Below are 20,982 nucleotides of genomic sequence, written 5' to 3' on the forward strand. Positions count from 1 at the left end.
TTGCGAAATGCAACTGCCGGTGCGACTGCACGGGCACTGACGTCACTTGTTCGTGTCAGCCAGGCAGGCGGCGCTGCCGAGCGCCCGCCGGAGGTCGGCGTTCATCTCGGCGAGCCGTCCGGTGAGGTCGGTGACGCGCTCGTCGTCCCAGCCGCCGAGCGCCTTTTCCATGAACTCGAGGTAGTTGACCCGCCAGCGCGCGAGCTCGGCCCGGCCCTTCTCGGAGACGCTGACCAGGGAGGCCCGGCCGTCCTCGGGCGCGGGACGGCGGTCCACCAGCCCGGCGGCGGACAGCTGCGTGATCTGCCTGCTGACCACGGACAGGTCGACGAACCGGCGCTTGGCCAGCTCGGAGGGCCTGGCTTCGCCGTTCTTGGCGAGGTCCGACAGCAGCATCGCCGCCGCGGGGTGCAACCCCGGCTCGTCCTGCCAGGCCTGCATGATCCAGGCGTGCTGGAGCTGCGACGCGGTCTTCAGCTCACGCATGAGCTCGACCCGGACGTCGTCGTCGGTGTCGTCGAAGCCCATCAGGCCCTCCCTGTAATACTTGTGCAATACAAGTTTATTGCCGATCGCTTGCGCGAGCAAGGATCCGTCCGGTGAGGTCGCCCACGCCGTCACCGGCCGCAATACACCCGGTCGGAGCAACAATGCGAGCAAAAGGGCGCCCGGCGGCTACCCTGCGGACGGACCGCGCGCGCGGCGCGGTCGAGTGATGAGGTGCAGCAGTGGCGATGGATCCAGGAGGCGGCCGCAACCCATGACCGCCGACTCGGTCAGCCCGTTCCCCAGGTCTTCGGCCCCGCGTGAGGCCCCCGCGGCCGTCACCGCGATGGTCCGGCTCATCCGGGACAGCTGGGCCAAGTCGGAGCCCTACATCGCCGAAATCTCCCAGTTCTTCTACGGGATGCTGTTCACCCTCGCGCCGACCACCCGCGACTTCTTCCCGATCAACATGGAGATCCAGCGCGGCCGGCTGGTGCGGGCGCTGGTGCACATCGTGCAGATGGTCGACCGGCCCGACGACCTCGCGCCGTTCCTGCGGCAGCTGGGGCGCGACCACCGCAAGTTCGGCGTGGTCCCGCGGCACTACGAAGCCGTCGGCACGGCGCTGCTCGCGTCGCTGAAGAACCACCTCGGCCGGGAGTGGACGCCCGAGGTCGAGCGCGCGTGGGCCGAGGCGTTCACCATCGCCGCGCGGGCCATGCAGGACGCCGCCGCCGCGGACACCAACCCGCCGTCGTGGTCGGCCACCGTCGTCGAGCACCGGCGGCTGACCTGGGACCTCGCCCTCGTCCGGCTCGTGCCGGACCAGCCGGTGCCCTACCACCCGGGCCAGTACGTCAGCGTCGAAGTCCCGCAGCGGCCGCGGCTGTGGCGCTACCTCTCCCCGGCGAACGCGCCGCGCGAGGACGGCGGCATCGAGTTCCACGTCCGCGCGATCGACGGCGGCTGGGTCTCCCGCGCCATCGTCAGCCACACCCAGCCGGGCGACGTCTGGCGGCTCGGTCCGCCACTCGGCCGGATGACGGTCGACCGCGAAGCGTCACGGGGCGTCTTGATGGTCGCGGGCGGGACGGGCGTCGCCCCGCTGCGGTCGATCCTCGACCACCTCGCGCTCTGGGGCGAGAACCCGAAGACGCACCTCTTCTACGGCGGCCCGGCCCGCGAAGACCTGTACGACCTCGAGGAGCTGCGCGCGCTCGCGTCGGTCAACCCCTGGCTGACCGTGACGCCGGTCGTCGAGCGCGGCGGCGAGGTCCCCGGGTTCGAGCAGGGCACGCTGGCCGAGGCGGTCACGCGGTACGGCGCCTGGCCGAACCACGACATCCTCGTCTCCGGTTCGCCGGCGATGATCCGCGCGACGGTGTCGCGCATGCTGGTCGCGGGCAGCGCGCTGGACCAGATCCAGTACGACCCGTTCACGATCGACTAGCACCACAATTGCGGACACACCGGTCCGACGCACAAATCGAACGAACGACGAGAATTGTTACGCATCTCGCGTAAACCGTCCGGGTGATCGTTTTTACGCTGCGCCAGACGGGGTTGACCGCGTGTGGCGAAATTGCTCCGTTCGAGCGGACCGCGCGGAATCACGCGCATCTGCACGGGAATTCGCCTACAGTCGGGAACCCTCGGGGGCGGCACCGCACGGCGAGGCCGCACACACGGCATGAAAAAGCCTTTGCACGACTGGAGAACACCGTTCCCGATGAACGCCGAATCACTGAAGGTCTCCCCGGTGCCCCCGACCGTTCCCGTTTCGGCCGTGGAAGGCCGTGAACTCGCCCGTCTTATTCGTGAAAGTTTTGCGGAGATCGAACCGAAAGCCGACGAACTCGCGCAGTACTTCTACGGCGCGTTGTTCGTCATCGCGCCCGATTGCCGCGACATGTTCCCGGTCACCATGGCGAGCCAGCGGAGCCGGTTGCTGCGCGCGCTGGTGTACGTCGTGCAGATGGTCGACCGGCCCGACGAGCTGGTCACCTTCCTCGCGCAGCTGGGCCGCGACCACCGCAAGTTCGCCGTCGTCACCCGCCACTACGACGCCGTCGGGATCGCGCTGCTGGCCGCGTTGAAACGGTTCCTCAAGCAGAAGTGGACGCACGAGGTGGAGTGCGCGTGGACGACGGCGTACGGGCTCATCGCCAAGACCATGCGCGAGGCCGCGCAGGCCGAGACCGGGCCGGCGTCCTGGGCGGCGCGGGTGCTCGACCACCGCCGGCTGTCCCGGGACGTCGCGATGGTGCGGGTGCAGACCGAAGGGCTGCTGCCCTACCGGGCCGGCAGCTACGTGAGCGTGGAGGTGCCGCAGCGGCCGCGGATGTGGCGCTACCTCTCGCCGGCGAGCGCGCCGCGCGGCGACGGCCAGATGACGTTCCACGTGCGCGCGGTGCCCGGCGGCTGGGTCAGCGGCACCATCGTCAACCACACCAAGCCGGGGGACGTCTGGCGGCTCGGGCCGGCGATGGGCGCGCTCAACGTGCGTCCGACCGCGACGCGGAACCGGCTGCTGATGATCGCCGGCGGCACCGGCGTCACGCCGTTCGTGTCGATCCTCGACGACCTCGCGCACTGGAAGCGCAACCCGCCGGTGCACCTGTTCTTCGGCGGCCGAAGACCGGAGGACCTCTACGCGCTCGACGACCTCCGGCGGCTGACCGCGGTGTCGAAGTGGCTGACGGTCACCCCGGTCACCGAGGAGGGCGCGGTGCTCGGCGGCGACCGCGGCACCCTCGCCCACGCGGTGACGCAGCGCGGCGCGTGGAAAGACCACGACGTCCTCGTCTCCGGCTCGCCCGAGATGATCCGGGCGACGATCGCGAAGCTGCTGACCGCCGGCGTCGAGCTCGAGCGCATCCGGTTCGACCCGTTCACCATGGACTGAGCCGGCTCTCAGCCGGCTGCGCGGCCGGCGTCGATTCTCGCTATCTTCGCCGATATGGAGATGACTATTCCGGTTTCGGACGGCACGATCGGCGGCTACCTGGCGGAGCCCGCCGGCGCGGGACCGCACCCGGGCGTGGTGCTCATCCACGACGCGTTCGGGCTGAGCCAGGACACGAAGAACATCACCGACCGCTTCGCCGCGGAGGGCTACCTCGCGCTCAGCCCGGACCTGTACTCGCGCGGCGGGATGCGCCGCTGCGTGCGTCGCGTGTTCTCGGACATGTTCGCGAACCAGGGCCGGACGTTCGACGACATCGAGGCCTCGCGCGCGCTCCTGGCCGCCCGGCCGGACGCGTCGGGCCGGATCGGCATCGCCGGGTTCTGCATGGGCGGCGGCTTCGCGCTGGTGGCGGCGTCACGCGGCTTCGAGGCGTCGGCGCCCTACTACGGGCAGCTGCCGAAGAACCTGTCGGTGCTCGACGACGCGTGCCCGATCGTCGCGAGCTTCGGCAAGAAGGACTTCTCGCTGCGCGGCGCGGCGGCGAAGCTGGAGACGGCGCTCACCGAGCGTGAAATCCCGCACGACATCAAGGAGTACGCTGGCGCGAGCCACGGGTTCGCCAACAAGATCGAGGTGGCGGCGCCGCTGAACCTGCTGCTCAAGGTCGTCGGGTTCACCTACCACCACGAAGCGTCCGAGGACGCGTGGCGCCGGGTGACGGCGTTCTTCGGCGAACACCTGCAGCAACCGGCCCGACCTTCGCACTGAGCCGAGCGGGCTAGCGATCTCGCCGAACGGCTGTAGTTTGAGGCTTATTCTGGTTAGGCCGGCGCCGCGAAACCGCAGGTCAGCGCCCAACTGAAGCTTGCGCCGGCCGACGGCTGAATAAGCCTCACAGTTGACCGTTGTGCCCGAATCGACTTATGGTCTAGACCACATCTTCCCCGGATGTGCTCGTTCGTCCTCCCCCTGGAACAGAGCTGTTCCCCCTCGAGGAGCCGAAATGACCTGGAACAGAAAGCTTTTCGCGGCCGCTGCCGGTGTCCTGCTCGCCCCGGTGCTGGTCGTCGTCCTCCCCGCCACCACCGCGAGCGCCCACGGATACATCTCCGACCCGCCCAGCCGGCAGGCCAACTGCGCGGCCGGGAAGGTCCCGAACTGCGGTCAGATCGTCTACGAACCCCAGAGCGTCGAAGGTCCCAAGGGCCTGCGCAGCTGCAACGCCGGGCTGGGGCAGTTCGCCGAGCTGGCCGACGAGTCGAAGCCGTGGCCGGCCAAGTCGGTCGGCACGACGGTGACGTTCAACTGGGTGTTCACCGCCCGGCACGCCACCGCGAGCTACGAGTACTACATCGGCGGCACGCGCGTCGCCAACATCGCGGGCAACAACCAGCAGCCCCCGGCGACCGTCTCGCACACGGTGAACCTGGCCGGTTATTCGGGCCGCGTGAAGGTGCTGGCGATCTGGAACATCTCCGACACGGCCAACGCGTTCTACAGCTGCGTCGACCTCCAGATCGGCGGAGGTGGCACCACGACCCCACCGCCGACCACGACGACCGCGCCCCCGACCACGACCCGCCCGCCGACCACCACGCCGACAACGCCGCCGTCGAGCGGCACGTGGGCGGCCGGGACGGCGTACAAGGTCGGTGACGTGGTCACCTACAACGGGGTGAGCTACCGCTGCATCCAGCCGCACACGGCGATCGCGGGCTGGGAGCCGCCGAACACCCCGGCGCTCTGGCAGCGCCAGTGAGGGTATGGCTCGCCGCTGTCGCGCTGCTGCTGACGGGTTGCAGCGCGACGGCGGCTCCACCCGCGTACAACGCGGCCGACGTGATGTTCCTGCAGATGCTGATCCCCCAGAACCAGCAGGGCATCGACATCGTCCGGCTGGCGGCGGACCGTCCGTTGCCGCCGGCGCTGAAGGAGCTGGCGGCGGCGATCGAGTCGACCCAGCAGACGGAGATCGCCGACATGCGGAACTGGCTCCGCGCCTGGTCCCAGCCGGAGACGATGGACATGAACCCGCAGGCGCACGCGGGTCACGGAGGCATGAAGATGACGTCGCCGGACGTGGTGGGAGCACTCCGCACGGCCCCGGCCGCCGAGTTCCCCCGCAAGTTCCTCGACGTGCTGACCGGCCAGCAGCAGGGAGCGGTCGAGCTGGCCCAGACGGAGAACTCGGCGAACGGCGGGGTCAACGCCCAGGTCCGTGCTCTGGCCCGCCGGGTGATCGAGTCGCGGACCGCCGAGGTGAAGCAGCTGCTGAACTTCAAGGTGTGACGTCCCCGCGGCGCTGGAGTGCCGGCCGCGAGCAGCCCCCTGCCCGGCTGCTCGCGGCCGGTCGCGCTTGCGGCGAGTCGCTGCTGGGCTGGCCGCCGCAGTCGCCCCGCGCCACCCGCTTCGCCCAGCCGCAATCGCGGCGCCCGCCGCTGTCGCGCGCGCCACCTGCCTTGCTGTCCATTCGCCGCCTCGCCGCCTCGCCGCCCGCTGCCTTGCTGTCCATTCGCCGCCCCGCCGCCCGCTGCCGTGCTGGCGAGTTCGCCGCCGTACCGGCCCGTTCGCCACCCCGGCGCGCCGCCGTGCCGGCGCGGCCACGCGCTTGCCTGCTCGCGCCGGCCGCCCACCCCACCTCGGCCGGCACCCGCCCACCTGCCCGCAAGCCGCCCCGCTCCGCCGCCCCTAATTCGCTTGGCCGCGCCCGTCGCCGCGCGCTAGCCTCGCGATCATGATGTTCTCCTTCGCCGTCTTCGCGAGGTTGCGCAACCGCCGCTAGCGGCGGCGCACCGAACCTTTTCCCTGCCCGCCGTTCCGGCCATCGCCGGGCGGCCCTTCTTGTGCTGCCCGGCTCCCACCAGAGCTGCGGAGCATCCTTTGAATCCCCTTGCGACCGAACACGCCCACCTGCGCGCGGAAGGCGTCGGCGTCACGCTCGGCTCCCGCCGCGTCCTGCACGACGTGAGCGTCACCGTGTCGGCCCGGTCCCGGCTGGCGATCGTCGGCGAGAACGGGCGCGGCAAGACCACCTTGCTGCACGTCCTCGCCGGGCTGCGGGAGCCCGACCACGGCACCGTCCACCGGACGGGCACGGTCGGCGTCGCCCGGCAGGCGCTGCCGTTCCGGTCCGGCGAAACCGTCGGCACGCTGACCACCGAAGCCCTGCGCGAGTCCCACGAAGCGTTGCGCGCACTCGACGCGGCGGCTCTCGACTTCGACGAAGACCACTACGCCACGGCGCTCGAAGCGGCCACACGCCTCGACGCGTGGGACGCCGAGCGCCGCGTTGACATCGCCCTCGAAGCCCTCGCCGCGTGCACCGACCGGACCCGCGAACTGAGCACGCTCTCGGTGGGGCAGCGCTACCGCGTGCGCCTGGCCTGCCTGCTCGGCGCGCGGCACGACTTCCTGCTGCTCGACGAGCCGGGCAACCACCTCGACGCCGACGGCCTCGCGTTCCTCACCGCCCGCCTGCGCGGGCACGACGGCGGCGTCGCGCTGGTCAGCCACGACCGTGCGCTGCTCGCCGACGTCGCCGCGGAGTACCTCGACCTCGACCCCAGCCAGGACGGCCGCCCGCGCGTGTATGCGGGCGGCTACCAGGCCTGGCTGGACGGTCGTCGCCGCGACCGCGAGCGCTGGCTGCAGGAGTTCGAGGAGCAGCAGGACACGCACCGCCGGCTGACGCTCGCGGTGACGCAGGCCCGCGACCGGCTCAGCACGGGCTGGCGGCCGGACAAGGGCACCGGACGCCACCAGCGCCAGTCGCGCGCACCCGGCGCGGTCCAGGCGCTGAACCGCGAGCGCGCGGCACTGGAGGCACACCTCGTGACGGTGCCGGAGCCACCATTGTCGTTGCGCTGGCCCGATTTCGGCGCGGGACCGCGCCGGCCTTTGGTCGACGTGCACGAGGTATCGGTGGCCGGCCGCCTCCGAAAGCCGATCACCCTGACCATCGCCCGCGGCGACAGGCTGCTCGTGACGGGCGGCAACGGCACCGGCAAGTCGACGTTCCTGTCGGCCCTGACCGGCGAGCTGACCCCGACGAGCGGCACGGTCCGCCGGGCTCGCGACGCGCGGATCGCGTTGGTGGGGCAGGAAGTCCCGGCGTGGCCGGAGGAGTGGACGGCGCGCCGGCTGTTCGAGCGCGAGGGAGTTCCGTTCTCGGCCATGGGCTTGCTCGACGCGGAGGCGGTGCGGACGCCGGTGGGCCGGATGTCCCAGGGCCAGCAGCGCCGGCTGGATTTGGCGGTGCGCCTGGCGGGACGCCCGGACTTGCTGGTGTTCGACGAGCCGACCAACCACCTGTCGGCAACGCTGGTCGAGGAGCTGACGGAGGCGTTGCTGACGACCCCGGCCGCGGTGGTGGTGGCAACGCACGACCGCCGGATGCTGGCGGATCTGGCTGCCTGGCCCCGGTTGGAGCTCTGAGGTCGCCCGGCGGCAGGGGCCCGCCCGGCCCGCAGATCGTCCCACGCAAGAGGGCCTCCCCGGTCGCCCGGGGAGGCCCTCTTCGTTCCAGTGGTCAGCGGCGCTTGGGCCGCCAGACCACCAGCGCGGTCTGCTGGTTGAGCGGGACCAGGTCCCGCCGGTAGGACGCGTGCGCCGCCGCCGCGGCCTGTTCTGCCGCCGCGTATGCCGCCGCCAGTTCCTCCGTGATCTCCGAAAGCCGGGCCCGCAGCGCGTCGACCTGGTTCTCCAGCTCGATGATGCGCTTGATGCCCGCCAGGTTCACACCGTCCTCTTGCGACAGACGTTGCACCTCCCGCAGCAGCGCGATGTCCCGCATCGAGTAGCGCCGCCCGCCGCCGGCCGTGCGGCCCGGCGACACCAGGCCCTGCCGGTCGTACGTGCGCAGCGTCTGCGCGTGCATCCCCGCAAGCTGGGCCGCCACCGAGATGACGAACACCGGCGTCTCTTCGTCGCCCTCCTGCGGAATCCCGCCGAACACCACACTCACCTGCCTTCGAGCAGCTCAGTGATCTCGGGCCGGGGGTCGTGCCCGGCCATCGCCTCGGCGTACGCCTGCAGTGCCTCGCGCGCCTTGTCGTCCAGTTTGGCGGGGATCGCCGCCTGGAGGGTGACGAGCAGGTCACCTTGCGAACCGTCGCGCTTCGCGATGCCCTTGCCGCGCACGCGCAGCACCCGCCCGCTCGCGGTGCCCGGCGGCACCTTGAGCGAGACCTTGCCGTCCAGCGTCGGCACCGTGATCGTGGTGCCGAGCGTCAGCTCGGTGAAGTCCACCGGCACGGTGAGCGTCAGGTCGAGCGACTTCGGCTTGCGGCCGAACAGCGCGTGCGGGGCCACGTGCACCCGGACGTACAGGTCGCCCGCCTGCGCGCCACCCCGGCCCGGCTCGCCCTGGCCCGCCAGCCGGATCCGCTGGTCGTCGTCGACGCCCGGCGGGATCCGGACGGTCAGCGTGCGGGTCCGCGTGCTGACGCCCTCGCCGCCGCACTCCGGGCACGGGTCGTCGATGATCGTCCCGCGGCCGCGGCAGTCGCGGCACGGCTCGGAGAAGGCGAAGGCGCCCTGGCTGCGGCTGACCAGCCCCGACCCGGAACAGGTCGGGCAGGTCCGCGGAGACGTGCCCGGCTTCGCGCCGTTGCCGCCGCACGTCGAACAGGTCGCCGGGCTCGACAGCCGCAACGGCAGGGTCGCGCCCTTGACCGCCTCGACGAAGTCGATCCGGACGTCCGTCTCGACGTCGGCGCCGCGCTGCGGCCGGTTGGCCGTCGCGCCAGCCGTCGTCCGGCCGCGGCCGAACAGCCCGCCGAGGATGTCGCCGAGCCCGCCGAAGCCGCCCTGCTGGCCGGCCCCGGCCTGGCCGAAGATGTCGCCCATGTCGAAGCCGCCGGTACCGCCGCCACCGGGGAAGTTGAACCCGCCCCCGCCGCCGAACAGGCGCCGCGCCTCGTCGTACTCCTTGCGCTTGCTCGCGTCGGAGAGCACGCCGTAGGCCTCGGAGACCGCCTTGAACTTCTGCTCCGCCTGCGCGTTGCCGGCGTTCGCGTCCGGGTGGTTCTCCTTGGCCAGCTTGCGGTAGGCCTTCTTGATCTCGTCCGCCGTGGCGTCGGAGGAGACGCCCAGCTCACGGTAGAAGTCCTTACCGATCCATTCCCGTGCGCTCATCGGGCGTCTCCTCCTCCCACCTGGTTTTTCCTACTGGTGCTGTTCATCGACTCCGCCGTCGAGTGGCAGCTCGCCACCGACGGACGGGTCCACCGGGGCCGCACCGGGCTCGTGGTCGGTCACGCCGACCAGCGCCGCCCGCAGTACGCGGTCCCCGAAGCGGTAGCCGCGGCGCATGACCACGGTGACCGTCGGGCCCGCCACGTCCGGCGAGGTGTTGTGCTGCACGGCCTCGTGCACGCTCGGGTCGAAGGCCTCGCCCTCGGTGCCGAACGACTCGAGTCCCGCACGCTGCAGGCCGCTGATCAGCTTGTCGCCGACCGCCTTGAACGCGCCGGTGAGGTCACCGTGCTGCTCGGCCCGCTCGAGGTCGTCCAGCAGCGGCAGCAGATCGTTCACCACGGTCGCCTTCGCGCCGAGGACGACCGCCTCGCGGTCGCGCTCGACCCGCTTGCGGTAGTTGGCGTACTCCGCCTGCAGGCGCTGGAGGTCGGCGGTGCGCTCGGCCAGCTCCTTCTCGACGTCGGAGACGACCGACACCGACTCGTCCACAATGGACTCGCCGAGCGAGGGGCCCGCGTGCTCCACGGGCGCCTCGTCGGGGTCCGGCGCGGCGTGGGCCGGACCGGGCGGGCGGACCTGCCCGGTCTGGGGGTCCACCCGCCGCCGATCCCGCACGACCACCGGCTCCTCGGGGCCTCGGCCCTGGTTCTCGGATTCGTCGTAGCTGTGGGTCACTTCTTCTCGTCCTCTTCGACGATCTCGGCGTCCACCACGTCATCGGCCTTGGCCTGGCCGCCGGCCGCACCGGCGTCCCCGGCCGCACCCGCGCCCGCGGCACCCTCGGCACCCGGCTGAGCGGCGTTCGCGTTGGCGTACAGGGCCGTGCCCAGCTCCTGCGAAGCGGTGTTCAGCTTCTCGATCGACTCGCGGATCTTCGCCGAGTCGGTGCCCTTGAGCGCCTCGTTCGACTCGTCGATCGCGGACTTGACCTTGCCCTTGAGGTCCTCGGGCAGCTTGTCGTCGTTGTCCTTGAGGAACTTCTCGGTCTGGTAGACCAGCGTCTCGGCCTGGTTGCGGGTCTCGGCCTCTTCGCGGCGGGTCTTGTCCTCCTCGGCGTGCGCCTCGGCGTCCTTGACCATGCGCTCGATGTCGTCCTTCGGCAGCGCGGAGCCACCGGTGATCGTCATCGACTGCTCCTTGTTCGTGCCCAGGTCCTTCGCGGTCACGTGCACGATGCCGTTGGCGTCGATGTCGAAGGTGACCTCGATCTGCGGCACGCCACGCGGGGCGGGCGGGAGACCGGTCAGCTCGAACATGCCGAGCTTCTTGTTGTGCGCGGCGATCTCGCGCTCACCCTGGAACACCTGGATCTGCACCGACGGCTGGTTGTCGTCCGCGGTGGAGAAGATCTCCGAGCGCTTGGTCGGGATCGTGGTGTTGCGCTCGATGAGCTTGGTGAACACGCCGCCCTTGGTCTCGATGCCCAGCGACAGCGGGGTCACGTCCAGCAGCAGGACGTCCTTGACCTCGCCCTTAAGGACACCGGCCTGCAGCGCGGCGCCGACGGCGACGACCTCGTCCGGGTTCACGCCCTTGTTCGGCTCGCGGCCGCCGGTCAGCTCCTTGACCAGCTCGGCGACGGCCGGCATGCGGGTGGAACCACCGACGAGCACGACGTGGTCGATGTCGCCGACGGAGATGCCCGCGTCCCGGATGACGTTGTTGAACGGCGCCTTGGTGCGGTCGAGCAGGTCCGAGGTGATCTTCTGGAACTCGGCGCGCGAAAGCTGCTCGTCGAGGAACAGCGGGTTCTTGTCCGCGTCCACGGTGATGTACGGCAGGTTGATGCCGGCCGAGTTCGAGCTGGACAGCTCGATCTTGGCCTTCTCCGCCGCCTCGCGGATGCGCTGCAGCGCCATCTTGTCCTTGGTCAGGTCGATGCCGTTCGTGGCCTTGAACTTGTCGACCAGCCACTTGACGATGCGCTCGTCCCAGTCGTCACCACCGAGGTGGTTGTCACCGGAGGTCGCGCGGACCTCCACGACGCCCTCGCCGATCTCCAGCAGCGAGACGTCGAAAGTGCCACCACCGAGGTCGAAGACCAGGATGGTCTGCTCCTTCTCGCCCTTGTCCAGGCCGTACGCCAGCGCGGCGGCGGTCGGCTCGTTGACGATGCGGAGCACGTTCAGGCCGGCGATCTGCCCGGCCTCCTTGGTGGCCTGCCGCTGCGCGTCCTCGAAGTACGCCGGGACGGTGATCACCGCGTCGGTGATGGTCTCGCCCAGGTACGCCTCGGCGTCACGCTTGAGCTTCATCAGCACCCGGGCGCTGATCTCCTGCGACGTGTAGTTCTTGCCGTCGATCTCGGTCTTCCAGTCGGTGCCGATGTGCCGCTTCACGGACCGGATCGTCCGGTCGACGTTCGTCACGGCCTGGTTCTTCGCCGGCTGACCGGTCAGCACTTCACCGTTCTTGGCGAAGGCGACGATCGAAGGGGTGGTCCGGGAGCCTTCCGAGTTGGCGATGACCGTCGGCTCGCCGCCCTCAAGGACGGCGACGACCGAGTTGGTCGTGCCGAGGTCGATGCCGACCGCTCGCGCCATGGTGCTTTCCTCCTGTGTAAGCCTGCTATGTTCGTGACCTGCACGTTCGTCCCCACCTTGAGCGGGGCTCTGGCAAGTTCTATCCGGCCTTCACGCATCTCGTCAAGCTGGACTTGAGTCGACTGCGCTCAACCTTTGTACCCAGCCTAACGAGGCGGTCCGGGTTCTTGTTCCCGGGTTCGCCGGCACAGTTGGCGGAAACCCGGTGTGAGCCCGCTCACCAGGTAGTTCACCTCGGCTTCCCGGGCGCAGGCGGAGTTGAACAGCCCCGTGTGACCGTCGTCCGTACGGGTGAGCAGGGCCGCGCCGTCGATGCTCGCCGCCAGGCCGCGGGCCCAGGACAGCGGCGTCGCCGGGTCGTGGGCGCCGCCCACCACCAGGATCGGCGGGGCGCCGTGGACCGGGTGGGGCTGGGGTGGGTTCTTCGCCGGGACCGGCCAGCCCGTGCAGCCGCTGGTGAAGTCCCAGAACTCCGAGTACCGCCAGCTGTGCGGCGCCACCGCGCGGAGCAGCCCGGCCGTCAGTCCCAGGTCGGCCGGCCCGGTGAACAGCGACGGGAAGTCGTGGCAGCCGATCGCCCGGTACGCCCCGTAGATCGGGGACGCGAACTGGTTCCGCTCGGTCAGCCCGCGGGCGTCCGGGAACTCGCCGCCCGCCGCGGCCAGCGCCTTGCCCAGCGCCGGCCACTCCTCGCGGATGTAGAGGTAGTTGTAGACGCCCGCCGAGACCTCGTCGGCCGTCGCCGAGCGGCCCAGGTCGCTCGCCCACACCGCGCCGTGCGCCGCCCGGCTCACGACGTCGTCGTAGAAGCGGAGGACGTCCCGGCCGTGCAGGACGCACTCTGCCGAGCCACGGCACCAGTCCGCGAACCGGACCAGCGCGTCCTCGGTCGCCGCGGCCTCCTCGAGGATCGCCTGACGCAGTGGCCGGGCGTGGTCGACGGCGCCGTCGAGCACCATCGCGCGCACCCGGCCGGGGTGCTTCGACGCGTAGACCGCGCCCAGTTCGGTGCCGTACGACAGGCCCAGCCACGAGATCTTGGCCTCGCCGAGCGCCGCGCGGATCGTCTCGATGTCCTCGGCCGCGCTCTGCGTGTCCGCGTTCGCCAGCAGCGGCCCGGTCCGGGCCAGGCAGTCCTCTCCCGCCGCGCGGTTGTGCGCGACCAGCGCGTCGAAGCCCGGGCGGGACGCGGGGAACCGGTCCAGCGCCGGGTCGAACAGGGTCCCGGGATCGCACGTGATGCGTGGCGTGCTGAACCAGTCGCCGCGCGGGTCGAAGCCCACGACGTCGAACCGCTGCCGCAGCCGCGCTAGGTCCGGCGAGGCCAGCCCGCCGAACTGCACGAACCCGACGCCGGAGCCGCCCGGCCCGCCCGGGTTCACCAGCAGCGAACCGATCCGATGGGCTCGGTCGGCCGCCGGCAACCGCGCCAGCGCGAGCCGCGCCGACCCCAGCTCCGGTCGCGAGCGGTCGATCGGCACGTCGACCGCCGCGCACTCGGCCGTTGGCTCCTGCTGTGTCGCACACGCGTGCCACACCAGCGAAGAAGACGCCGAAGCAACCGCCGGCACGACTCCCATGACCACGACCGCCGCGATGACCGCGACGACCCGGCGCACGTCCATGACTTGTTTCCTCCCCCTGCACGCCGTCCTTCGGCGCACCCCATTCCTAACAGCGACCCCCGACAGTTCAGGAGCGGCGGCCGGACCAGGAAGTCAGGAAGAAATCGGGATTTCCTTGCCGCACAACGACTTCCGCCGGGGTGCCAACCCAGGAAGTCACTCGATAGTGGGAATCCGCGGCGACCGGCACCCCCTGCGCCGGCGCCGCGGGCTCCTCCCCGCGCGTGAACCCCACGACGCCGAACATCGTGACGGCCCCCAGCAACGCCGCCGCCAGCACGCGCCGTTCGATCTTGCCCATGGTGAAAGTTCCCCCGTAGTAAGGAAAAGGTCAGGCCGCGCGGACCGTGACACTGCCGCTTTCGGTCGTGAGGTCGAGCGTGTTGGCCGCGGAGCCGTCGGTCGGGACGTCGATGCTGCGGTGCCCGCTGTCGCTGTCGCCGATCACGCGGTACGGCCCGCCCGGCACCTCGACGTCGACGCTGCCGCTGTCGGCCTTGATCTTGACGTTGTTCGCCTGCGCCAACGTGAAGTCGACGCTCCCGCTCGACGCCGTCACGTCGACCGGCCCGCGCACCCCGGTGCCCTTGATGCTGCCCGAGTCGGCGTGCACCTGGACCTCGCCGACGTCCGACAGGTCGATCCCGCCGCTCTCCAGCCGCAGCTTCACCAGGCCCGGCACGTCTTCGACGCGCGCGTGCCCGGAGTCCGACTGCACGTCCACGCTCGCCACCCCGGCGACGTCCAGGCCGCCCGAGTCCAGCCGGCCGGTCACCGGCACGCCGGCGGGGACGACGACCTCGAAGTCGACCGAGCAGTTGCTCCCGCAGTCGGTGAGCACGAGCTGGTCGCCGTCGACGCGGAAGAACGTGTCACCGGGCTTGCTGCGCCAGTGGTAGTTGACTTTTTCGCGCACGGTCGACGGTCCCGTCCCGGTGCGGATCTTCACCGAACCCGAGTCGCCTTCCAGCTTCACGCTGCGGATGGTCTCCGAAAGGGTCTTGCTGTTCTCGAAGTCCGATCCCCAGCCCCAGCCGAACGCGGTCGCCAGGCCGACGCCGATCAGGACGATGCCACCCAGAGCCAGAAGCGGGCGCGCCATGGTCGTTCCCCTCAGTTGTTTCCTCTGCGTGAGAAACGTTATGGCCGGGTGAGGTGCGCGCACATGGGGGTAACCCCCCGAAAGAACCCTGAGATCCGTCCCTGACACGCGGGGGTGGGTCGAGGGGCCTAACCTGGCGCCAGGCTCAGTTCCGTGATCAGGAGGATCCATGCCGCAAGCACCCGGCCCGTACGAATCCCTGCCCGACGTGCCGTCCTTCACCCTCCGCAGCAACGACGTCGCCGACGGCGAAACCCTCGCCACGCCCCACCTTTCGGGCATCTTCGGCGCCGGCGGCGAGGACCGGTCGCCGCAGCTGGCCTGGGAAGGCTTCCCGGCGGAGACGAAGAGCTTCGCGGTGACGTGCTACGACCCGGACGCCCCGACCGGCAGTGGTTTCTGGCACTGGGCGGTGTTCAACATCCCGCCGTCGGTGACGGAGCTGCCCTCCGGCGCGGGCGACGGCTCGGGCCTGCCGGAAGGCGCGGTGACGCTCAAGGGCGACGGCGGCGTCAAGCAGTTCCTCGGCGCGGCGCCCCCGCCCGGGCACGGCCCGCACCGCTACTACTTCGCGGTGCACGCGCTGGACGTCGACAAGCTGGACGTCCCGGAGGACGCGACCCCGGCGTTCCTCGGCTTCAACATGTTCGGCCACACCCTCGCCCGCGCGGTGATCACGCCGGTGTACGAGAACAAGGGCTGAGTTTTCTCCGACGGGCCCGGCGCTGTTGCGGATCGGCAACGGAGCCGGGCCCGTTTTTGTCGGTGGTCGATGACACACTGCGGTCATGTCACCACCGATAGCGACACCTCGGTCGAGAGCGCTGGGGTTCGGATTGCGGAAGACGCGCCAGGAGCGCGGGTTCGGGCTGCGCCAGCTGGCCCGGGCGACCGGCGTGCACCCGGCGGAACTGTCCAATTGGGAGCTTGGGCTGCGAGTGCCCAAGGTCGAGGAGGTCGCGCTCCTGCTCGGGCAGCTGCGGGTGGACGTGCCCGTGCGGGACCGGCTGTTCGAGCTGGCCGAGCACGCGCGGGAGCCGAACTGGCTGGAGAAGGAGATGCCGGACGCGCCGGCGATCCTGACGACGCTGGCCGAGTACGAGCGCACCGCGGTCTCGATCTTCAGCTGGCAGCCGATGGTCGTGCACGGGCTGTTGCAGACGCCCGACTACGCACGGGCGATCCTGGCGTACGGCGGCTCTCCCGCGCAGCTGGTGGAGCAGCGGCTGCGGGTGCGCACGATCCGCCAGGCGGCAATTCGCGAGTACCGCGCGCCTGAGTGCTCCATCCTGCTCGGCGAGAGCGCGCTCCGGCAGCCGATCGGCGGCCCGGAGATCCACCTCGACCAGCTCCGGCACCTGCTCGGGCTGCCACGCAGGCTCGCGGTGCGGATCGTCCCCTTCGGCGGCGGCTTTCACCCCGGTCTCAACGGTTCCTTCAGCGTCTTCGAGTATTCGGACCTGCCCGCGATCGTCTTCTTGGACCAGCATCGCGGGAGCGCCTACATCTACGATGAGGATCAGGTGGCGGACTACAAGTCGGCCGCGAAAACCATGGCGTCCCTCGCCTTGAGCGCAGATGAATCGCGCGCGTTCATCGAGGGGGTGATCACCGAACTGGAGGCCTGACGTGACCTGGCGGAAGTCGAGCTACAGCGGGCAAGAGGCCGAATGCGTGGAGGTCGCGCTCGCTCAGGTGGTGCGGATCCGCGACACCAAGGACCGCCCGGGCGGAACGCTCGAAATCTCCACCCGATCGTGGGACGCCTTCCTGCGCCTCAGCGCAGCGACTCCGCGTTGACGCCTTCACGCTCCAGGTAGCGGCCCTTGGTGTGCTCGCCGAAGCCGAACTGCCGGTACAGCCCGTGCGCGTCGGCGGTGTGCAGCATCCAGCGGAACCCGGCACCGGGCCCGTTGTCGATCATCTCGCGCACGATCTCCTTACCGAGACCGGTGCCCCGCGCGGAGTCGACGACGAACACGTCAGCCAGGTACGCCGAAGACACCCCGTCGGAGAAGGCACGGGCGAAGCCGACCTGCTCGTCACCGCGGTAGGCGCCGACGACGCGCCACGACCCGTCGATCGCGGCCTCGACCTGCGCACGCGTCCGCCAACGCCCCCAGTAGGCCTCCGTGGACAGGAACTTCCACACCACGTCGAGGTCCAGCCGCGCCCGGTCGTCGTCAAGCTCGTAGTCACCGAAGATCCGCATGCCCGGAAGCTAACCCAGGCTGCTTGCTCAGCCCCACTGATATTTGAGGAACTTCCCGTCCATGGTGACGACGACGCGCTCGCCTCCCGGGTCTTCGCGCCGCGAGACGTCGAGCTTGAAGTTGATCGCGCTCATGATCCCGTCGCCGAACTGCTCGTGGATGAGCTCCTTGATCGTCGGCCCGTAGACCTGCAGAACCTCGTAGAAGCGGTAGATCGTGGGATCGGTGGGGACCACGTCGTCGAGGGCGCCGCGCGTGGGCTGCAGCCGCAACGCGGCTTCGGCGTCGGTGTCCAGCTCCAGGACCTGCGCGGCCTTCGCGGCCAGTTCGGCCGGCACGGGATGCTGGCCGAGCAGCGCGGACGTCGTCCACGCGAGCGGGGCGTCGAGGGTCTCGGCGAGCTGGGCCCAGCTGAGCCCGAGGCGCGTCTTGGCGGCGAGGACGGCTTCGGCGGCTTCCTGCTTCGTCGTCATGCGCCGACGCTAGAGCCGGGGTGTTTCAGCGAGGTTTCAGCAGGTAGTCGACAACCGGGCGAAGCTCGTCGGCGGACGGCGGCTCGTCGTCGATCAGGCCCTGGATGAGCAGCCCGTCGATGCCCGCGAGGAACACCCGGAACGCCACTTCGTCGTCGTGGCGGACCATCGACGTCAGGACGTCCAGCCAGCGACGCGCGGCCGGTCGCAGCTCCGGCTTCCGCGCGGCCAGGAGGTACAGCTCGTACTCGGCCATCGTCCGCCCGCGCCGCGGCCCCAGCGCCTCCGCGAGCAGGCCCGCGACCTCCTCGGCGCCGCGCGAGCCGCGTGACCGGGCCCGGTCGATCATCCAGTAGACCTCGGTCGCCATGTCGCGGGCGCAGGAGATGAGCGTCGCGACCAGCAGGTCGTCGAGGGACGAGAAGTGGTACGTCGTGGACGTCGTCGGCACGCCGGCCTCGGCGGCGACCGTCCGGTGGGTGACGCCCGCGACACCGTCGCGCTCGATCACCCGCAGCGTCGCCTCGATGATCTCCGCGCGCCGCTTGTCACCACGAGCTTTGCGGCCGTCGACCTGCAGTTTCACGTCGAAGCACTCCCGATCTCGATGAGCACGACCCCGCCGATGACGAGGGCCAGCCCGGCGATCATCGCCGCGTTGATCGGCTCCTTCAGGAACACCACCCCGACGATCGCCACCAGCGCGACGCCGGCCGCGGCCCAGATCGCGTACACGACCCCGACCGCCAGCCCCATCTTCAGGACCCGCGCGAGCACGAGGAACGCGACGGCGTACCCGAGCACGACGATGATCGACGGCCCGAGCTTGGAGAAGCCCTGGGAGAGCTTCAGCGAGACCGTCGCGGAGACCTCGGCGGCGATCGCCAACGCGAGGAGAAGGTACGCACCCATAGGGTGAAAACTACCTGAACGATCGTCCCGAAACAAAGAGCGACGTACACCACATCGGTGGGACTTAGGGCCACTCAACGGGTTACTCATCAGTAAGGACGGTTAGTCTCCCGGCACCACCACAGTTTCTCCCGGACGAAAGGCACCCGAACGATGGGCGCTCTGCAACTGACGCTCGGCGGGATCTCCGTCGTGCTCGGCCTCGTCGCGTGGGGCATGTTCGCCGCGACGATCGCCCGTTTCGTGCGGGTGATCCGCCTCGGGCAGCCCGACTCGACGCGCAACGGGCCGTTCATGCCGCGCATGAAGACGCTGATCAAGGAGTTCGCCGCGCACACGCGGATGAACCGCAAGCGCAGCGTCGGCCCGGCCCACTGGCTCGTCATGTGGGGCTTCCTGCTCGGCTCGCTCGCCCTGTTCGAGGCCTACGGCGAGGTCTTCGTCCCGACGTGGGGCTGGCCGATCCTCGACGACTTCCCGCCGTTCCAGCTGCTCATGGAGCTGCTCGGGCTCGGCACGATCGTCGGCATCCTGGTGCTGATGGCGATCCGCCAGCGCAACCACCCGCGTCGCGCCGACCGCCAGTCGCGCTTCGCCGGCTCCAACTTCAAGTGGGCGTACTTCATCGAGGCCGTCGTCCTGATCGAGGGCATCGGCATCATCGGCGTCCGCGCCGCGAAGTCCGCGCTGAACACGCACGAAGGACCGCTGTGGGCGTCGTTCGTCTCGAACCCGATCGGCCAGCTGCTGCCGGCCAGCCCGAACCTGGTCACGGTCTTCGCGTTCGTCAAGCTGATGAGCGCCACGGTCTGGCTGATCGTCGTCGCGCGCACGATGACGATGGGCATCGCCTGGCACCGCTTCAGCGCGTTCTTCAACATCTACTTCAAGCGCGAGGCCGACGGCGGCGTCGCCCTGGGCGCGCTCAAGCCGATGATGAGCGGCGGCAAGGTCCTCGACCTCGAGGAGGCCGACCCGGACGAGGACACCTTCGGCGTCGGCAAGATCGAGGACTTCAGCTGGAAGGGCTGGCTGGACTTCTCGACGTGCACCGAGTGCGGCCGCTGCCAGGAGCAGTGCCCGGCGTGGAACACCGGCAAGCCGCTGTCGCCGAAGCTGGTCATCACGCAGCTGCGTGACCACGCCTACGCGAAGGCGCCGTACCTGATGGCCGGCGGCAAGCGCGACATGGCGGGCGACGAGGTGGGCCTGTCCGGCGACAACATGTACGCGGGCATCGACGTCCTCGCGATCGCCGAGTCGCAGAAGGCGCTGATCGGCGACGACGGCGGCGTCATCGACCCCGACGTCCTGTGGTCCTGCACCAGCTGCGGCGCGTGCGTCGAGCAGTGCCCCGTCGACATCGAGCACGTCGACCACATCGTGGACATGCGTCGCTACCAGGTGATGATCGAGTCGTCGTTCCCCAGCGAGCTGAACGGCATGTTCAAGAACCTGGAGAACAAGGGCAACCCGTGGGGCCAGAACGCCAAGGACCGGCTGGCCTGGACCGAGGACCTGGACTTCGAGGTCCCGGTGTTCGACGGCGACCTCGGCGACACCGAGTACCTGTTCTGGGTCGGCTGCGCCGGCGCGTTCGAGGACCGCGCGAAGAAGACGACGCGCGCGGTCGCGGAGCTGCTGCACATGGCGGGCGTCAAGTACACCGTGCTCGGCTCGGAGGAGTCCTGCACCGGTGACCCGGCTCGCCGCGCCGGCAACGAGTTCCTGTTCCAGATGCTGGCGCAGCAGAACGTCGAGATCCTGAACTCGGTGTTCGAGGGACGCGAGCGCAAGGCCCGCAAGGTCGTCGTGACCTGCGCGCACTGCTTCAACACCCTCGCCAACGAATACCCGGAGCTGGGCGGCCAGTTCGACGTCGTGCACCACACGCAGCTGCTGAACCGCCTGGTCCGCGAGAAGCAGCTGGTGCCGGTGGCGCCGGTCGCCGAGGACGTCACCTACCACGACCCGTGCTACCTCGGCCGCCACAACAAGGTGTACGAGGCGCCGCGCGAGCTGGTCGGCGCGACCGGCGCGCAGCTGCGTGAGATGCCGCGGCACGGCGACAAGTCGATGTGCTGCGGCGCCGGCGGCGCGCGGATGTGGATGGAAGAGAAGATCGGCAAGCGGATCAACGTCGAGCGCGTCGACGAGGCGCTCGGCACCGCGCCGTCGAAGATCGCGACCGGCTGCCCGTTCTGCAAGGTCATGCTGAACGACGGCCTCACGGCCCGTCAGGCCGACGGCAGCGCGAGCGAGAAGGTCGAGATCGTCGACGTCGCGCAGATGCTGCTCGAGTCCGTCAAGCGCAAGCCGGAGCCGAAGCCGATCGCCCTCGGAGCACCGTCGCTCGCGGAGGAGTGACATACGTCGCAGAAACGCACGGCCCCGGTCAGGACTTCCTGGCCGGGGCCGTTTCTCATTCCGTGAAACACGGAAATCGATTACACGAATAACGTTCACAATATTCACCGCAATGGCCCATCAGGGTGGAAACAAACGTTGGCCAAAAGCCTGTC

General features: G+C 70.1%; 22 protein-coding genes. 10 read left to right on the plus strand and 12 right to left on the minus strand.

The features are described 5' to 3' along the window. Nucleotides 1–42: 42 nt before the first annotated feature. Nucleotides 43–528 (minus strand): MarR family winged helix-turn-helix transcriptional regulator, encoded by a 486-nt coding sequence (locus ACERZO_RS25920; RefSeq protein WP_372667368.1) that lies wholly within the window; start codon nucleotides 526–528, stop codon nucleotides 43–45. A 232-nt stretch (nucleotides 529–760) separates the two neighbouring features. Here ACERZO_RS25920 and ACERZO_RS25925 point away from each other — a divergent pair, with 232 nt between their 5' ends. The 6 genes from ACERZO_RS25925 to ACERZO_RS25950 all read left to right on the plus strand — a co-directional run bounded on the left by ACERZO_RS25925 (nucleotide 761) and on the right by ACERZO_RS25950 (nucleotide 7,828). Further along, nucleotides 761–1,936: a globin domain-containing protein gene (locus tag ACERZO_RS25925; RefSeq protein WP_372667369.1), complete on the plus strand. Its 1,176-nt coding sequence runs from the start codon at nucleotides 761–763 to the stop codon at nucleotides 1,934–1,936. Between the two features lie 279 nt (nucleotides 1,937–2,215). After that, on the plus strand, nucleotides 2,216–3,391 hold the full coding sequence (locus ACERZO_RS25930; protein WP_372667370.1) for a globin domain-containing protein: 1,176 nt from the start codon (nucleotides 2,216–2,218) through the stop codon (nucleotides 3,389–3,391). 54 nt (nucleotides 3,392–3,445) lie between these two features. Beyond that, nucleotides 3,446–4,162, plus strand: a complete 717-nt coding sequence (locus tag ACERZO_RS25935) for a dienelactone hydrolase family protein (RefSeq protein ID WP_372667371.1) — start codon at nucleotides 3,446–3,448, stop codon at nucleotides 4,160–4,162. Nucleotides 4,163–4,397: 235 nt separating this feature from the next. Further along, entirely contained in the window at nucleotides 4,398–5,153 is a 756-nt protein-coding gene (locus tag ACERZO_RS25940) for a lytic polysaccharide monooxygenase (protein WP_372667372.1), read from the plus strand. Then, nucleotides 5,150–5,683, plus strand: a complete 534-nt coding sequence (locus ACERZO_RS25945) for a DUF305 domain-containing protein (RefSeq protein ID WP_372667373.1) — start codon at nucleotides 5,150–5,152, stop codon at nucleotides 5,681–5,683. Before ACERZO_RS25940 ends, ACERZO_RS25945 begins: the two co-directional genes overlap by 4 nt. Before the next feature lie 591 nt (nucleotides 5,684–6,274). Next, nucleotides 6,275–7,828: an ATP-binding cassette domain-containing protein gene (locus tag ACERZO_RS25950; RefSeq protein ID WP_372667374.1), complete on the plus strand. Its 1,554-nt coding sequence runs from the start codon at nucleotides 6,275–6,277 to the stop codon at nucleotides 7,826–7,828. A 94-nt stretch (nucleotides 7,829–7,922) separates the two neighbouring features. Here the strand turns inward: ACERZO_RS25950 and ACERZO_RS25955 are convergent, their stop codons facing one another. From ACERZO_RS25955 to ACERZO_RS25985, 7 genes are all read right to left on the minus strand, one after another. Further along, the gene (locus tag ACERZO_RS25955) at nucleotides 7,923–8,348 is read right to left on the minus strand and encodes a heat shock protein transcriptional repressor HspR (RefSeq protein ID WP_372667885.1); all 426 of its coding nucleotides are present in this window, start codon (nucleotides 8,346–8,348) and stop codon (nucleotides 7,923–7,925) included. Nucleotides 8,349–8,353: 5 nt separating this feature from the next. Continuing rightward, entirely contained in the window at nucleotides 8,354–9,529 is a 1,176-nt protein-coding gene (gene dnaJ / locus ACERZO_RS25960; RefSeq protein ID WP_372667375.1) for a molecular chaperone DnaJ, read from the minus strand. 30 nt (nucleotides 9,530–9,559) lie between these two features. Continuing rightward, nucleotides 9,560–10,267 carry a nucleotide exchange factor GrpE gene (gene grpE, locus ACERZO_RS25965; RefSeq protein ID WP_372667376.1) on the minus strand — a complete coding sequence of 236 codons (708 nt, stop codon included), beginning with the start codon at nucleotides 10,265–10,267 and terminating at the stop codon, nucleotides 9,560–9,562. Beyond that, nucleotides 10,264–12,135, minus strand: a complete 1,872-nt coding sequence (gene dnaK / locus ACERZO_RS25970; RefSeq protein WP_372667377.1) for a molecular chaperone DnaK — start codon at nucleotides 12,133–12,135, stop codon at nucleotides 10,264–10,266. The genes grpE and dnaK overlap by 4 nt, the downstream gene beginning before the upstream one ends. A 146-nt stretch (nucleotides 12,136–12,281) precedes the next feature. Next, nucleotides 12,282–13,760: an alpha/beta hydrolase gene (locus ACERZO_RS25975; protein WP_372667378.1), complete on the minus strand. Its 1,479-nt coding sequence runs from the start codon at nucleotides 13,758–13,760 to the stop codon at nucleotides 12,282–12,284. 67 nt (nucleotides 13,761–13,827) lie between these two features. Then, nucleotides 13,828–14,061: a hypothetical protein gene (locus ACERZO_RS25980; protein ID WP_372667379.1), complete on the minus strand. Its 234-nt coding sequence runs from the start codon at nucleotides 14,059–14,061 to the stop codon at nucleotides 13,828–13,830. A 30-nt stretch (nucleotides 14,062–14,091) separates the two neighbouring features. Then, nucleotides 14,092–14,862 carry a DUF4097 family beta strand repeat-containing protein gene (locus ACERZO_RS25985; protein WP_372667380.1) on the minus strand — a complete coding sequence of 257 codons (771 nt, stop codon included), beginning with the start codon at nucleotides 14,860–14,862 and terminating at the stop codon, nucleotides 14,092–14,094. Nucleotides 14,863–15,031: 169 nt separating this feature from the next. Between ACERZO_RS25985 and ACERZO_RS25990 the strand changes: the two genes are divergently transcribed. The 3 genes from ACERZO_RS25990 to ACERZO_RS26000 all read left to right on the plus strand — a co-directional run bounded on the left by ACERZO_RS25990 (nucleotide 15,032) and on the right by ACERZO_RS26000 (nucleotide 16,662). Further along, complete coding sequence (locus ACERZO_RS25990) at nucleotides 15,032–15,565, plus strand: YbhB/YbcL family Raf kinase inhibitor-like protein (RefSeq protein ID WP_372667381.1); 534 nt, start codon at nucleotides 15,032–15,034, stop codon at nucleotides 15,563–15,565. A gap of 85 nt (nucleotides 15,566–15,650) precedes the next feature. Beyond that, nucleotides 15,651–16,490: a helix-turn-helix domain-containing protein gene (locus ACERZO_RS25995; RefSeq protein WP_372667382.1), complete on the plus strand. Its 840-nt coding sequence runs from the start codon at nucleotides 15,651–15,653 to the stop codon at nucleotides 16,488–16,490. A gap of 1 nt (nucleotide 16,491) precedes the next feature. Next, nucleotides 16,492–16,662, plus strand: a complete 171-nt coding sequence (locus ACERZO_RS26000) for a DUF397 domain-containing protein (protein ID WP_372667383.1) — start codon at nucleotides 16,492–16,494, stop codon at nucleotides 16,660–16,662. Here the strand turns inward: ACERZO_RS26000 and ACERZO_RS26005 are convergent. From ACERZO_RS26005 to ACERZO_RS26020, 4 genes are read right to left on the minus strand one after another with little or no spacing between them, the layout of a single operon-like run. Then, nucleotides 16,640–17,074, minus strand: coding sequence for a GNAT family N-acetyltransferase (locus tag ACERZO_RS26005; RefSeq protein ID WP_372667384.1), 435 nt, complete (start codon nucleotides 17,072–17,074; stop codon nucleotides 16,640–16,642). The two genes, ACERZO_RS26000 and ACERZO_RS26005, sit on opposite strands and share 23 nt — an antisense overlap. A gap of 27 nt (nucleotides 17,075–17,101) precedes the next feature. Then, complete coding sequence (gene cynS / locus ACERZO_RS26010) at nucleotides 17,102–17,548, minus strand: cyanase (protein ID WP_372667385.1); 447 nt, start codon at nucleotides 17,546–17,548, stop codon at nucleotides 17,102–17,104. 25 nt (nucleotides 17,549–17,573) lie between these two features. Beyond that, entirely contained in the window at nucleotides 17,574–18,134 is a 561-nt protein-coding gene (locus ACERZO_RS26015) for a TetR/AcrR family transcriptional regulator (RefSeq protein WP_372667386.1), read from the minus strand. After that, nucleotides 18,131–18,460, minus strand: coding sequence for a DMT family transporter (locus tag ACERZO_RS26020; RefSeq protein ID WP_372667387.1), 330 nt, complete (start codon nucleotides 18,458–18,460; stop codon nucleotides 18,131–18,133). The genes ACERZO_RS26015 and ACERZO_RS26020 overlap by 4 nt, the downstream gene beginning before the upstream one ends. Nucleotides 18,461–18,613: 153 nt before the next feature. On the opposite strand from ACERZO_RS26020, the gene ACERZO_RS26025 reads away from it, so the two are divergent. Next, nucleotides 18,614–20,827, plus strand: coding sequence for a (Fe-S)-binding protein (locus ACERZO_RS26025; protein ID WP_372667388.1), 2,214 nt, complete (start codon nucleotides 18,614–18,616; stop codon nucleotides 20,825–20,827). Nucleotides 20,828–20,982: the final 155 nt, after the last annotated feature.

Origin of the sequence: Amycolatopsis kentuckyensis, from assembly GCF_041679295.1 — a bacterium.
GTDB lineage: Bacteria > Actinomycetota > Actinomycetes > Mycobacteriales > Pseudonocardiaceae > Amycolatopsis > Amycolatopsis kentuckyensis_A.

Coding starts and splice junctions, on each gene's coding strand:
- ACERZO_RS26020 (WP_372667387.1), bottom strand. CDS start 18,460: ATGGGTGCGTACCTTCTCCTCGCGTTGGCGATCGCCGCCGAGGTCTCC.
- dnaK (WP_372667377.1), bottom strand. CDS start 12,135: ATGGCGCGAGCGGTCGGCATCGACCTCGGCACGACCAACTCGGTCGTC.
- ACERZO_RS25935 (WP_372667371.1), top strand. CDS start 3,446: ATGGAGATGACTATTCCGGTTTCGGACGGCACGATCGGCGGCTACCTG.
- ACERZO_RS25980 (WP_372667379.1), bottom strand. CDS start 14,061: ATGGGCAAGATCGAACGGCGCGTGCTGGCGGCGGCGTTGCTGGGGGCC.
- ACERZO_RS25995 (WP_372667382.1), top strand. CDS start 15,651: ATGTCACCACCGATAGCGACACCTCGGTCGAGAGCGCTGGGGTTCGGA.
- ACERZO_RS25930 (WP_372667370.1), top strand. CDS start 2,216: ATGAACGCCGAATCACTGAAGGTCTCCCCGGTGCCCCCGACCGTTCCC.
- ACERZO_RS25920 (WP_372667368.1), bottom strand. CDS start 528: ATGGGCTTCGACGACACCGACGACGACGTCCGGGTCGAGCTCATGCGT.
- ACERZO_RS25985 (WP_372667380.1), bottom strand. CDS start 14,862: ATGGCGCGCCCGCTTCTGGCTCTGGGTGGCATCGTCCTGATCGGCGTC.
- ACERZO_RS26005 (WP_372667384.1), bottom strand. CDS start 17,074: ATGCGGATCTTCGGTGACTACGAGCTTGACGACGACCGGGCGCGGCTG.
- ACERZO_RS25990 (WP_372667381.1), top strand. CDS start 15,032: ATGCCGCAAGCACCCGGCCCGTACGAATCCCTGCCCGACGTGCCGTCC.
- ACERZO_RS25975 (WP_372667378.1), bottom strand. CDS start 13,760: ATGGACGTGCGCCGGGTCGTCGCGGTCATCGCGGCGGTCGTGGTCATG.
- cynS (WP_372667385.1), bottom strand. CDS start 17,548: ATGACGACGAAGCAGGAAGCCGCCGAAGCCGTCCTCGCCGCCAAGACG.
- dnaJ (WP_372667375.1), bottom strand. CDS start 9,529: ATGAGCGCACGGGAATGGATCGGTAAGGACTTCTACCGTGAGCTGGGC.
- ACERZO_RS25925 (WP_372667369.1), top strand. CDS start 761: ATGACCGCCGACTCGGTCAGCCCGTTCCCCAGGTCTTCGGCCCCGCGT.
- ACERZO_RS26025 (WP_372667388.1), top strand. CDS start 18,614: ATGGGCGCTCTGCAACTGACGCTCGGCGGGATCTCCGTCGTGCTCGGC.
- ACERZO_RS25940 (WP_372667372.1), top strand. CDS start 4,398: ATGACCTGGAACAGAAAGCTTTTCGCGGCCGCTGCCGGTGTCCTGCTC.